The sequence below is a fragment of the Bacteroides sp. AM16-24 genome (assembly GCF_003471885.1).
Lineage (GTDB): Bacteria > Bacteroidota > Bacteroidia > Bacteroidales > Bacteroidaceae > Bacteroides.
This window is the reverse complement of the sequence record NZ_QRKI01000002.1, coordinates 58,279-71,223: the sequence shown is the minus strand read 5'-3', so window position 1 is coordinate 71,223 and position 12,945 is coordinate 58,279. Positions and strand designations below refer to the sequence as shown.

Genomic DNA, 12,945 nt, shown 5'->3' with positions numbered 1-12,945 from the left:
TGCAAAAATCGGGGTTTATGTCAGGGTATGAAATGGCAATTCCACCGTATCAGTTGGCAATATTTCCCGTTGTGTTCGATTTACGGAAATCGGATACACTTTCACCGGTCATTTTCTTGAAAAAACGGCTGAAAGTGGACAAATCTTCGAAACCCAGCAGTTCGCTGATTTCCTTGGCACTTTTAGGGGTATATAGCAATAATCTCTTGGCTTCCGACTCTATCCGTTCATGGATAATGCGTAGCGGGGAAGGTACTCCGCAAGAGGCAAACAAATTGGAAAGTGTCTTTGGGGAACGGAATAACAGGTCGGCATAATCCTGTACCTGCTTCTTTTCGCGGAAATGCTGGTCAACCAGAATATAAAAACGACGGACGATATCAAAAGCTTTTTCCTGCTCCGGCGTGACGCCACACTTTTCACGGGCAATGCGGGTGCAGGTGATAATAAAACGTTTGAGAATGATACGTAACATTTCCTCTTGCAGATTATCGCGAACGGCGGACTCCTGCCAGAAGATACGAATAATGTCATTCAGGTTGGCGGATTGTTCCGGCGAAAGTTTCAGTTTCATCACTTGGGAAGAACCATGAAAAAGGAAACCATTACAGGATACTTCGTCATCATGACCGAATATGCAGTAAAAATTGCTGTTGAACAGGAAAGTGAGGTACTCTCCCTCCACCGATTTAATTTCAATATGCTGCAAAGGAGTAAGACTTATGATTTCGTCCTGTTCCAGCTGTATGGGAATATGGTCTATCTCTATAGTTAAGTTTCCACTACGCACCCAAATGAACTTATATAAAGTAGTATCCTGTTGCAGTGCTTTATTTTCGTGAAAACAAAAGGTCATTGCCAAGTTCCCGTTCAGACGGGTATTTAATTGATAATCTATCATGATGTTAAAAAGTTAGAGTTCTTTGTCGTATACCGAAGTACAAATATACACTATTCCGTAAATGAAAAGAAAAGACTACTATTATTTTTCATTATTAATCATACTCTACAGTACCTTCTAAGTCATATTTAATACAATTTCGCACATCATTGGATTAATTTTCACAAAAATGCCTTACCTTTGCCCACTGTGTAATACAAAAGATTGATAGACATGAAAAGACTTACATTGTATATGTTTATGCTCGTACTGAGCATCGGTTACGTTTCGGCACAGGGGAAAGCTGATATTAAGTTTGATAAGACCTCACACAACTTCGGTACGTTTTCTGAAAATGATCCGGTAGTAAGTTGTGTATTCACATTCACTAATGTGGGCGATGCTCCGCTGGTTATACATCAAGCCGTAGCTTCCTGCGGATGTACAGTTCCTGAATATACCCAGGAACCCGTATTGCCGGGCAAAACCGGAACCGTTAAGATTACTTACAACGGAACAGGTAAGTATCCGGGACACTTCAAAAAATCCATCACTTTGCGCACGAATGCCAAAACAGAAATGATGCGACTCTTTGTAGAAGGAGATATGACACCGAAAGATGCAAAATAAGCATCTTTATATATAAGAATAAAGGAGAATTTTTCAATTCTCCTTTTTTTTTGCTTTCTTTGAAGCTGATTTGGATAAAATAAACAATTAATTGACGGCATAATAACTATAAAACATAAAAGCAATTAAGAAACTATGAAACAAGAAGAAGAGAAATTGATCGGTCTGCCGGAAAATGCATTCCGTGAACTGAAACCGGGCGAGGTCTACAACCCGTTGATGAGCCCTAACAAGAAGTACCCGGAAGTTAACCTCTGGTCTGTATTATGGGGTATCGCCATGGCTATCCTCTTTTCGGCTGCGGCAGCCTATCTGGGATTAAAAGTAGGACAAGTGTTCGAAGCAGCCATTCCTATTGCAATTATTGCCGTAGGCGTATCAGGCGCTGCCAAACGTAAGAATGCGTTAGGAGAAAATGTCATTATCCAATCTATCGGAGCCAGTTCCGGCGTTATTGTGGCAGGTGCCATTTTTACCCTGCCCGCCTTATACATTCTACAAGAAACTTATCCGGCGGAAATCACGGTTACTTTTACTCAGGTATTCATCAGTTCATTGCTGGGAGGCGTATTGGGTATTCTCTTCCTCATCCCATTCCGTAAATATTTTGTAAGTGATATGCATGGCAAGTATCCTTTCCCCGAAGCAACAGCTACCACACAGGTACTGGTATCGGGCGAAAAAGGCGGAAGTCAGGCAAAACCGTTATTGCTGGCCGGCATTATCGGAGGTCTGTACGACTTCATCGTTGCTACATTCGGCTGGTGGAACGAAAACTTCACCACACGTGTATGCGGCTTTGGTGAGATGCTGGCCGATAAAGCAAAACTGGTATTCAAAGTGAATACAGGTGCGGCCGTACTCGGTTTGGGCTATATTGTGGGACTAAAATATGCTTCTATCATTTGTGCCGGTTCACTGGCTGTATGGTGGATTATCATTCCGGGAATGTCCATGATCTGGGGCGACAGCGTGCTGAACCAGTGGAATCCGTCAATTGTGGCTACCGTAGGCAGCATGGCTCCCGAAGAAATTTTTAATTATTATGCCAAGAGCATCGGTATCGGCGGTATTGCTATGGCAGGTATCATCGGTATCATCAAGTCATGGGGTATCATCAAAAGTGCCGTAGGACTGGCAGCTAAGGAGATGGGTGGAAAATCCAATGTAGAAGCCAGCATGAAGCGCACTCAACGTGATATTTCGATGAAGATTATCGCTATCGGTTCTATTATAACACTGTTGCTGGTATTCTTATTCTTCTACTTCGATGTGATGCAAGGCAGTTTGCTGCATACTGTGGTAGCTATTCTGCTGGTGGCAGGTATCGCTTTCCTGTTTACGACTGTGGCTGCCAATGCCATTGCAATCGTAGGTACGAATCCGGTTTCCGGCATGACGCTGATGACATTGATTCTGGCATCGGTAGTGATGGTATCTGTTGGCTTGAAAGGTCCGGAGGGAATGGTAGCCGCATTGGTAATGGGTGGCGTTGTGTGTACGGCACTGTCTATGGCAGGTGGTTTCATTACTGACTTGAAAATCGGTTATTGGTTGGGTAGTACACCCGCTAAACAGGAAGCCTGGAAGTTTCTTGGAACGATTGTTTCAGCTGCAACCGTAGGTGGTGTAATGATTATCCTGAATAAGACATACGGATTTACCAGCGGACAACTGGCTGCTCCGCAAGCTAATGCGATGGCGGCAGTTATTGAACCGTTAATGAATGGCGTGGGTGCCCCTTGGTTGCTTTATGGCATTGGTGCAGTACTGGCTATCGTGCTGAATGCATTCAAGATTCCCGCATTGGCATTTGCACTGGGTATGTTCATTCCGTTACAGCTGAACGTTCCTCTTGTAGTGGGTGGTGCCATCAACTGGTATGTGACAAGCCGCAGCAAAGATGCCACCCTTAATACTGAACGCGGTGAAAAAGGTACGTTGCTGGCATCCGGTTTCATTGCCGGTGGTGCGCTTATGGGTGTAGTCAGTGCAGCAATGCGTTTCGGAGGTATCAATCTGGTAAATGACGCCTGGGTAAACAATACATGGTCCGAGGTACTGGCATTGGGTGCATACGCATTACTGATAATTTACTTCATTAAAGCTTCAATGAAAACCAAATAATAGAAATATAATGAGAACAATTTTATTCATTACAGCACTGTTTATATCAACTCTGCTATCTGCTCAGAAGCCCGTTGAGATACCCTTGTGGCCCAATGGTGCTCCTAATACGAATGGCCTGACAGGAGATCAGGAAGACTTGAACGGCGGCCGTGTGGCTAACGTCATTAATCCCACCATCACGGTTTATCGTCCGGCAAAGCCAAACGGCATGACTATCTTGATGTGTCCGGGCGGCGGATATGCCCGCCTGGCAATGAATCACGAAGGCCATGACATGACATCCTGGTTCAACACACAGGGAATCACGTATGCCGTCCTGAAATATCGTATGCCGAACGGGAATCGCGAAGTGCCCCTCTCAGATGCAGAACAGGCCATCCGCATTATTCGCCAGCATGCCAAAGAATGGGGTATCAATCCGAATCAGGTAGGCGTTATGGGTGCATCGGCAGGCGGACATCTGGCTGCTTCTCTCTCTACACTTTACAGTAGTGATGAAACGCGTCCAGACTTTCAGATATTGCTTTATCCGGTAATCTCTATGGTACCGGGTATCACCCATGGAGGTTCCCGCAAGAACCTTCTTGGCGACAACCCGACCAAGGAACTGGAAGATGCGTATTCTCTGGAACGTCGTGTATCTCCCCGCTCTCCACAAGCTTTCATCGTACTTTCTGCTGATGATGGCGCTGTGCCACCCATGAATAGTATCGGCTACTTTCTTGCTCTCAACCAACAGAAAGTTCCCGTATCCATGCACATCTACCCCATTGGCGGACATGGCTGGGGCTTTCGCGATAACTTCACTTACAAACGCCAGTGGACAGAAGAACTGGAGAAGTGGTTGCGTGACGGGGTGAAATTCGAGAAAAATAACTAATATATCAACTCATGAAAAAATTGACTTTTATCACCTGTCTCGTATTACTACCCCTCGCCCTTCAGGCACAGGAAGACCGTTACGACCAGTTGACCAATCCGAAGTTGACCAGTATCAACAAAGAGGCTCCCCGAAGTACATTTACTTCTTATGCCACCGAAGAAGATGCTATCGTCAATGACCGGACGAACGGAGCCAGCCGCCTATCCCTCAACGGGAAATGGAAGTTCAACTATGTGGAAAACTTTGCCGACCGTCCCACAGACTTCATGAATGTGCGTACTGATGTGAACCGTTGGCCGGACATCAATGTGCCGGGTAACTGGGAGCTGCAGGGCTTCGGTACTCCGATCTACGTCAACCAGCCTTACGAGTTCTGTTCTAAGGGTTACGAACCTTATTGGGACAAGCCTAATCCGCCTTATGTACCCAAAGACTGGAATCCGACAGGAACATATCGCCGTGATTTCGTTGTAGGTAATGACTGGGATGGAAAAGAAATCTTCCTCAGTGCGGACGGTGTACGCGGTGCTGCTTTCTATTACATGAATGGCAAGTTTGTAGGTATGAGCAAGGATGCCAAAACTCCTGCCCGCTTCAACGTTACCGCCATGATCAAAAAAGGTAAGAATATGATTGCCATTCAGGTACACCGTTTCTCGGATGCCAATTATCTGGAATGTCAGGACTTCTGGCGCATCAGCGGCATAGAGCGCGATATCTATCTCTATGCCACGCCCAAAATTCATATTGCAGATTTCAAGGTAGAGACTCCGTTGGATACTTATTACAAGGACGGTATCCTGCAACTGAAAGTGAAGCTTACGAACGAAAGTGATATAAAGTCTCCTTATGTAGTTTCCTATCGTTTACTCGATGACCAGGATCAGCAAGTAACCCAGTCCTCTACCCGTGTGGAAGGTGATCAGACCGAAGTAGAATTCACGAAGAAAACCCTCCGTGGTGTAAAGCATTGGACAGCTGAAACACCTAATCTTTATACACTCGTCATCAGCCTGAAGCGCACCAATGGCGAAATAATAGAAGCCACCAGTTGCAAGGTAGGTTTCCGCACGATAGAGATTAAGGATAAGCAACTGCTTGTGAATGGCGTGCCTATCCTTGTGAAAGGTGTGAATGTACATGAGCATAATGAATACACAGGACATTACGTTCCGGAAGATCTTATGATCAAGGATTTCGAACTCTGGAAAAAATATAATGTGAACACCGTACGTACTTGCCACTACCCGCAACAGGAACGTTTCTACGAACTTTGCGACCAATATGGTATATACGTAATTGATGAAGCAAATATTGAAAGCCACGGTATGGGTTATAATCTCAATGTAGGTGGTACTTTAGGTAACAATCCGTTATTCATGAATGCTCACCTCGACCGTACCATGAATATGTACGAACGTGATAAGAATCATCCATCTGTAATCATCTGGTCACTGGGTAATGAAGCTGGAAACGGACTGAACTTCTACGTTACCTATAATAGTCTGAAGATGCTCGATAGCCGTCCTATCCAGTACGAACGTGCCGGATTAGAATGGAATACGGATATTTATTGTCCAATGTACTCTTCTCCCCAATCTATTGAAAAGTATGCCCAGAATAAGGAAATGACTCGTCCGCTTATCCTGTGTGAATATGCTCATGCTATGGGTAACAGTCTTGGCAACTTCCAGGATTATTGGGATGTGATTGAGAAATATCCGATATTACAGGGTGGTTGCATCTGGGACTGGGTAGATCAAGGCTTTGCCGCCAAAACCAGTGACGGACGCAAATATTGGAATTATGGTGGTGACTATGGCGATACCGGAACTCCTTCCGATGGCAACTTCTGCATCAATGGTGTAGTTTATCCCGACCGCAGTATAAAGCCCCAGACTATTGAAATGGGTAAGGTTTATCAGAACATAAAATTCATTAAGTTCGATCCGCAAACCTGCACGGTGCAGATACGCAATGACTTCTCATTTACTGATCTGAATAAATATGATTTCCATTATGTCGTTCGCGATCATGGAAAAGAAATTTATAAAGGTCAGATGGATAATATCAATGCTGCTCCGGGTAAGACAGCTACCAGTGCATTCCTGCAAGGTATTCCTAAAGAAAAGAATACTACGGGAGATGTACGCATCGAGTTCTATGCAACCATACGTAATGCAGAACCTTTCTTACCGGTTGGTACGGTAATCGCACGTGAACAAACTTATGTTCATCCGTTCTTTAAGAAAGAAGTGGTACGCATGAATCCCGCTAAAGTAGATGAAGTCTTTTCACAGGTTGTTTTCAGCGGTGATGATTTCAAGGCTACATTTGAAAAACAGAGCGGCTTGCTGACCTCTTATATCTATAAGAAACAAGAGTATATCCATAACGGTCAAGGTCCGCAACCTTTCTTCTGGCGTGCACCTACTGATAATGATTATGGAGCAAAACTTCCCACTCGCCTGAAAGCATGGCGCGAGGCCAGTTACCAGGCACCTAAGGCAGAATCGTTCAATGTTTCTAAAGATGGCGGCAAGTCTATTGTAAAGGTTACATATCGTTTTACGCAGGTAGATGCACAGTGGGAAATTACCTATAAAGTCTTTGCCAATGGCATTATCAAAGTGGATAATCGCTTTGTAGCCGAAGGTACGGAAACTCCGATGATACCCCGTGTAGGTTTGCGTATGCAATTATCGGAAATATTAAACGACCTTACTTACTATGGTCGTGGTCCGGAAGAAAACTACCGTGATCGTCGCACTTCGCAGTTTATCGGAGAATATACTACTCCGATAAAGGACTTGTACGAACCGTACATCCGTCCGCAAGAAAACGAGCATCGTACGGATATTTATTGGTGTGCGCTCACCACTAAGCAAAAAGCCGGTTTGCTCTTCATTGCCGACCGTACGTTTGAACTGAATGCTTCCAACTATCTGCTTGGAAGTCTGGATAGCGGCGAAACCATCGACAATGGTGCCCCACGTACCAACGAAACAAATCATCGTCATCTCACCGACCCACAACCCGTGAAACAGGTAGATATGTTTATCGACTATCGTATGATGGGTGTAGGTGGTGATAATAGTTGGGGAGCTATAGCACACGAACCGTATCTGATTCGGCCCGGTGTAGAAAATGCCATTGAATATGGTTTCTCCATCGTACCATTTGACAAAAAGGCGGATTACAAAAATTTAATCTATCAATATTAAATTTAATCTGTCCAAATTAAGGATTAATGAAAAGGATGTCGTACTTTTGCGACATCCTTTTTTATTTATATTAATAAACGAAAGAACAATGAAAACAATGATTACTACCCTCCTGTTCAGTGCGCTTTGTGTAGCTACTGTCAGTGCTCAGACTGATGAAAAAAACAACGCCATGCTGAATAATGGAATAAATTTTCTGGATATTCCTTACGTGGCACATACACTGGAAGCGACTGATGGCGAAGAAGAGCTTATCATCAATTGTGATGAAGTAGATTGTACTACTTTCGTAGAATATACTCTTGCTATGGCCCTCTCTCCTACCGAAGACGGTCAGATAGCCGAAGGTGATTTCGCTGATAAACTTCAGATGATCCGCTATCGTGACGGAAAGATAAACGGTTATACTTCCCGCCTGCACTACATTGCAGATTGGGTAAACAATGGTGTTCGTAACGGTTTCTTGGAAGACGTAACAACGGCTAACAGTCCTTATATACAGCAAGTTTCTCTTTCCTACATGTCTTCTCATCCAGAACTGTACAAGCAGTTAAGTAACTCTCCGGGGAACGTAACAAAGATGAAAGAAATAGAAAAGTCATTGAATGGTCAGGAATTTCATTATGTCCCCAAAGATAAACTACCATTCGACGGTCTGCCTTGGATAAAGAATGGTGACATCATTGCTATCACTACAAATACCCCGGGATTGGATGTAGCTCATATGGGTATTGCTTTCTATGTAAACGGCAAACTAAGTCTGCTGCATGCTTCTTCCAAAGAGAAGAAAGTGGTTATTTCTAAAGTGACCTTGGGGCAGATGTTACAGAAAAACAAAAATTGGACGGGAATTAGAGTACTAAGAATGAAGAAATAAACTTTAAATATTAGCAAAATAAATGCGGAAGCTTCAATTAATGAAACTTCCGCATTTTATATTTATGGCTAATGCGAATCTGGAGTTGAATTTAATCGGTGCAGAAGGAATAAAGGAGTGGTAAGGCGGTAAGGTAACAGGGTGGATAAAGTGGCTGCGCTATATATTACAGAGTGTTATCCCGTTATCACTTTATCACCCTACCACCTTATCACATTTTGTTCATATCCGATAAATAATGAACAGGATTCAACTCCTGATCCACATGGTTAATTAAAAATAGCTTGGAGATATTCTTTAAAATATCTCCAAGCCCCCAGAAAAACTAAAATAACAATCTGTTACCCTCGCATCAGCAATTCCGGGAATGTAAATCCTTGCATGGTATAGCAGATAAAGAAGATGGTAGCACTAACAATCCAAAGAATAAGCAATGTCCACTTCAACCCGGAAACCATAGGTTGCCAATTGAATACCGGACGAAAGATTGCGAAAACAAGGCTAACCAGAGGAATACCCACTACGAGGATACCTGCAATATATAGTACGATGGCTGACAAAGGAGATGTAGGTAATACAAAATCAATAGCCGGGAACCAAGACATCAACGCCGCACCACCACCAATAGCAACTGCAATAGCGGCAAAGAGCAAAGCTACAAATACAATACCGAAAACAAACAGTACCGGGCTGCAAATGATAGCCACAATAACCAGACAAATCTTCAGGAACCAACCGACAATCATTAATAATGTATCACCAGTCCTTTGCATAGAAGTACGAGGTTTATCAGACTTCATATAATCGTTTACATTATTGGTAACTCTCTCAAAACCATCAGTTACAGTCTTTCCAATATTCTCTACCGTAACAGCTTCGCCGCGCATATTCAACTTTTCAGCCGCCGTACGAGCTTCGGGAATCACTATCCAGCAAATGATATAAATAGGGATCAAGAACTTGAAACCAAAGATTGCGCAAAAAACAAGAGCCAAACGGAACCAGGTGGAATCCCAACCCAAATAAACACTAAGTCCCCCTATCACGCCACCCAGCATTTTATCGTCCGGATTGCGATACAAACGATGACGGGCAGAAGTATATGAAGAATCAGTATCACCATTCCAGGAACCGGAACCATAACCTTCACCGGAGGCACCCTTCGTATTTCCGGAACCGGAAGCAGTATTCTCTTCCGTACCAGTTTCCATCTCTTCAGGTTTCCCCATACGATTGATTACTTCTTCTACATCGGTTATAGTGATCACCTGAGAGCCAGCAGTCAGCTTCTCTGAAAAAAGTTCAGAGATGCGAAGTTCGATGTCATTTACAATCTCGTCAGCACCAGCTTGTCTTCTAAAGTGCAGTTTCAGATTGCATAGATAGTTATCCAAAAGGCGATAGGCGTCTTCATCAATGTGGAAAACAGTTCCGCCCAAATTTACCGTTAATGTCTTTTTCATTGCTATTTGTTTTTTAAATTTATACTGATACGAGGTTTTTAATATCCTGAATCTAATAGTTGGCTATATGATTCACTGTTTCATTCAACTCACGCCAGGAGATTTCCAACTCTCCAAGAAAAACTTCCCCTTTTGGGGTGAGCTTGTAATATTTACGTGGCGGTCCTTGTGTGGACTCTATCCATTCGTAACTTAATAGATCGTCATTCTTCAGACGAGTGAGCAGGGGGTAAAGCGTTCCTTCCACTACGATCAGCTTAGCTTCTTTAAGTTTCTGGATAATATCCGAAGCGTAGGCCGGTTCTTTATGAAGCAGTAGCATGATGCAATACTCTAACATGCCCTTACGCATTTGCGACTTTACATTATTTACGTCCATCTCTTATTGGTTTACGATTCGACAATTTTCTATTTTACAGCGAAGATAGCAACTGATTGAAATAGAGCTTTTCTTTGTATGACACAAATATATGTATTATCTTAGTACTATGCAATACAAAGTACCTTGTATTTCATTTAATTAACACTATTATCTATTCACACCTTATTAATAAAGCACCAAGGGAAAGAATAACATATAAGAGAAAAATGTATCTTTGCGGAAAAGATATAAATACAACGAACTATGTTAACTATCAGAAAAGCAACTACAGCCGATTGTGAGTTGATTCACAAACTTGCATGGCAGATATTTCCGGAGACTTACAAGGACATACTTTCACCGGAACAAAACGATTACATGATGGAATGGATGTACTCCATAAAGAACATCCGCAAGCAAATGGAAGAAGAAGGACATGTATATTTCATTGGATACAAGGACAACGAAGTGTGTGGTTATGTATCTGTGCAACAACAAGGTGAAGATCTCTTCCATTTACAGAAAATATATGTACTCCCCTCCTTTCAAGGATCACATTGCGGTAGCTTCTTATTCCATGAAGCCGTCAAATATATCAAGGAAGTACATCCCGGTCCATGCCTGATGGAATTAAATGTAAACCGCAACAACAAAGCGCTGAATTTCTATGAACGCATGGGGATGAGAAAATTGAGGGAAGGGGATTTTCCGATAGGGAACGGATATTATATGAATGACTTTATAATGGGGCTGGAGATCAATTAAAAATTAAAGGCTGCGCAGTTCAAAAAGAGAACCTTGCGCAGCCTTTAATTTTTAATTGATAATTCTTTATTTCCAATTATTCCGTTACTCGTTCCAACCATTTTACCATGGCAAACATAACACCCATTGACACAAGACAAATAACAAAGAATACAGTCCAACACTGCCAGATAGGAATCTTGTTATACATCATAGGACCAAGGAATAAGAAAAGATTTCCTATCGCTGTTGCACCAAGCCACAAGCCTTGGCACAAACCCTGAATATGTTTGGGAGCTACCTTAGAAACAAATGAAAGACCAAGCGGAGAAATAAAAAGCTCAGCTACAGTCAAGAAGAAATAAACCACAATCAGCACCCACGGACCAGCCTTCAACCCTGCTTTGGCAGAGTCAGCCATCGCCTTAAACTCAGTGCCTGAAGGATAACCTTGCATTGCCGAATAAATAGTAAGGAATAAGAAGGCAAGTCCTGCAATACCCATACCAATGGCAATCTTCTTAGGAGTAGAAATTTGCTGACCACGACGGGAAAGCGCACCAAAGAAGAGCATGATGAGCGGAGTAAGTACTATCACAAAGAATGGATTCACAGCCTGCCAAATTTCGGGCGCAATGCTATCGGTTACTACAAAATCGCGGGCAAAAAGTGAAAGCGACTGTCCGTTCTGGTGGAATGAGAACCAGAAGAAAATCACAATACCTAATACAGCAAACAGTGCATATAAACGTTGCTTTATCTCTTTTGCCATGGCTGCCTTCTCGGCAGGTGTATAAGTTACCGATTCCAGTTTTTCCTTCTTGCCCGGTGTAGGGAATACCTTCCGACACGCAATGAAAATGAAAAGAGAAATAAGCATAGCTACTACCGAAGCTATGAATGAATAGTGGATACCTGTATTAAATACGTCAAGATACTGAGTACAGAAAACGCTCAAATCAGTTGTTACCGTGCCTCCTACTTTGACAACCAGTTCATTTAGGTTAGAGAGATTATCAGAAGCCATATTGCCACCTTCCTTAATATATTGATGGCACAATGCAGGCAGATCAGCGTTGTACATCATGCTATGAACCTTCAGCCACCATTCTCTGAGCAGGGGAGCAACAAAAGGTGCAATCAACCCACCAATATTGATAAATACATAGAATATCTGAAAGCCGGAATCACGACGGCTCTTAGCCAGCTTCAAGGCTTCAGGTCCTTTTTTCTCAGCTTCTTTCTCAAGGTTGTCGTACATCTGGCCTACGATAGCCTGTAAGTTTCCTTTAAAAAGTCCGTTACCGAAAGCAATGAAAAACAAAGAGACACAAGTCAAAGGAAGCAACCAACCAATATTTTCAGCAGTGGACAGTACAGGAATAGATAGAATGACATAACCCAATGACATCACTATCAATCCTGACATGATTGTTCCTTTATAGTTTTGCGTCCTATCGGCAATAATACCGCCTACCAAACTCAGTACATAGATACCACAATAAAAGACTGAGTAGATAATGGAACTGGTTTCGTCACTCAGGCCGAATTTGGAGCAGAGGAACAGTACCAGTACGGCATTCATGATGTAGTAGCCGAACCTTTCGCCCATATTGGAGATAGCAGCTGCCAACAGACCTTTAGGATGATTCTTGAACATAGATATAAGTTTTTTAAATTAGTAATTAGATTGATTTTCGTTTATTAAATGCAAATATATACATTTTGCTGAAATAACCTGTAAAAAAGTGAA

General features: G+C 42.7%; 10 protein-coding genes. 6 read left to right on the top strand and 4 right to left on the bottom strand.

The window, feature by feature from the left end:
* Positions 1–49: 49 nt before the first annotated feature.
* Entirely contained in the window at positions 50–898 is an 849-nt protein-coding gene (locus DW182_RS02700) for an AraC family transcriptional regulator (protein ID WP_199678544.1), read from the bottom strand.
* 216 nt (positions 899–1,114) lie between these two features.
* Between DW182_RS02700 and DW182_RS02695 the strand changes: the two genes are divergently transcribed.
* The 5 genes from DW182_RS02695 to DW182_RS02675 all read left to right on the top strand — a co-directional run bounded on the left by DW182_RS02695 (position 1,115) and on the right by DW182_RS02675 (position 8,624).
* Positions 1,115–1,510, top strand: a complete 396-nt coding sequence (locus DW182_RS02695; protein ID WP_007213899.1) for a DUF1573 domain-containing protein — start codon at positions 1,115–1,117, stop codon at positions 1,508–1,510.
* A 135-nt stretch (positions 1,511–1,645) separates the two neighbouring features.
* The gene (locus tag DW182_RS02690; protein WP_118294581.1) at positions 1,646–3,637 is read left to right on the top strand and encodes an OPT family oligopeptide transporter; all 1,992 of its coding nucleotides are present in this window, start codon (positions 1,646–1,648) and stop codon (positions 3,635–3,637) included.
* Between the two features lie 10 nt (positions 3,638–3,647).
* Positions 3,648–4,520 (top strand): alpha/beta hydrolase, encoded by an 873-nt coding sequence (locus DW182_RS02685; protein WP_118294580.1) that lies wholly within the window; start codon positions 3,648–3,650, stop codon positions 4,518–4,520.
* Positions 4,521–4,531: 11 nt separating this feature from the next.
* Complete coding sequence (locus DW182_RS02680) at positions 4,532–7,747, top strand: glycoside hydrolase family 2 TIM barrel-domain containing protein (RefSeq protein WP_118294579.1); 3,216 nt, start codon at positions 4,532–4,534, stop codon at positions 7,745–7,747.
* An 88-nt stretch (positions 7,748–7,835) separates the two neighbouring features.
* Entirely contained in the window at positions 7,836–8,624 is a 789-nt protein-coding gene (locus DW182_RS02675; protein ID WP_118294578.1) for an N-acetylmuramoyl-L-alanine amidase-like domain-containing protein, read from the top strand.
* Between the two features lie 341 nt (positions 8,625–8,965).
* Here DW182_RS02675 and DW182_RS02670 read toward each other — a convergent pair whose 3' ends face one another.
* Complete coding sequence (locus DW182_RS02670; RefSeq protein WP_118294577.1) at positions 8,966–10,087, bottom strand: PspC domain-containing protein; 1,122 nt, start codon at positions 10,085–10,087, stop codon at positions 8,966–8,968.
* A gap of 52 nt (positions 10,088–10,139) precedes the next feature.
* On the bottom strand, positions 10,140–10,466 hold the full coding sequence (locus DW182_RS02665) for a PadR family transcriptional regulator (RefSeq protein WP_007213892.1): 327 nt from the start codon (positions 10,464–10,466) through the stop codon (positions 10,140–10,142).
* 246 nt (positions 10,467–10,712) lie between these two features.
* Here DW182_RS02665 and DW182_RS02660 point away from each other — a divergent pair, with 246 nt between their 5' ends.
* Positions 10,713–11,213: a GNAT family N-acetyltransferase gene (locus DW182_RS02660; protein ID WP_118294576.1), complete on the top strand. Its 501-nt coding sequence runs from the start codon at positions 10,713–10,715 to the stop codon at positions 11,211–11,213.
* 76 nt (positions 11,214–11,289) lie between these two features.
* Here DW182_RS02660 and DW182_RS02655 read toward each other — a convergent pair whose 3' ends face one another.
* Positions 11,290–12,852, bottom strand: a complete 1,563-nt coding sequence (locus DW182_RS02655; RefSeq protein WP_118294575.1) for a peptide MFS transporter — start codon at positions 12,850–12,852, stop codon at positions 11,290–11,292.
* Between the last annotated feature and the right edge of the window lie 93 nt (positions 12,853–12,945).

Excerpts from the sequence above, each read along its gene's own strand:
- DW182_RS02665 (WP_007213892.1), bottom strand. The coding sequence starts at position 10,466 with ATGGACGTAAATAATGTAAAGTCGCAAATGCGTAAGGGCATGTTAGAG.
- DW182_RS02675 (WP_118294578.1), top strand. The coding sequence starts at position 7,836 with ATGAAAACAATGATTACTACCCTCCTGTTCAGTGCGCTTTGTGTAGCT.
- DW182_RS02655 (WP_118294575.1), bottom strand. The coding sequence starts at position 12,852 with ATGTTCAAGAATCATCCTAAAGGTCTGTTGGCAGCTGCTATCTCCAAT.
- DW182_RS02695 (WP_007213899.1), top strand. The coding sequence starts at position 1,115 with ATGAAAAGACTTACATTGTATATGTTTATGCTCGTACTGAGCATCGGT.
- DW182_RS02680 (WP_118294579.1), top strand. The coding sequence starts at position 4,532 with ATGAAAAAATTGACTTTTATCACCTGTCTCGTATTACTACCCCTCGCC.
- DW182_RS02660 (WP_118294576.1), top strand. The coding sequence starts at position 10,713 with ATGTTAACTATCAGAAAAGCAACTACAGCCGATTGTGAGTTGATTCAC.
- DW182_RS02690 (WP_118294581.1), top strand. The coding sequence starts at position 1,646 with ATGAAACAAGAAGAAGAGAAATTGATCGGTCTGCCGGAAAATGCATTC.
- DW182_RS02670 (WP_118294577.1), bottom strand. The coding sequence starts at position 10,087 with ATGAAAAAGACATTAACGGTAAATTTGGGCGGAACTGTTTTCCACATT.
- DW182_RS02685 (WP_118294580.1), top strand. The coding sequence starts at position 3,648 with ATGAGAACAATTTTATTCATTACAGCACTGTTTATATCAACTCTGCTA.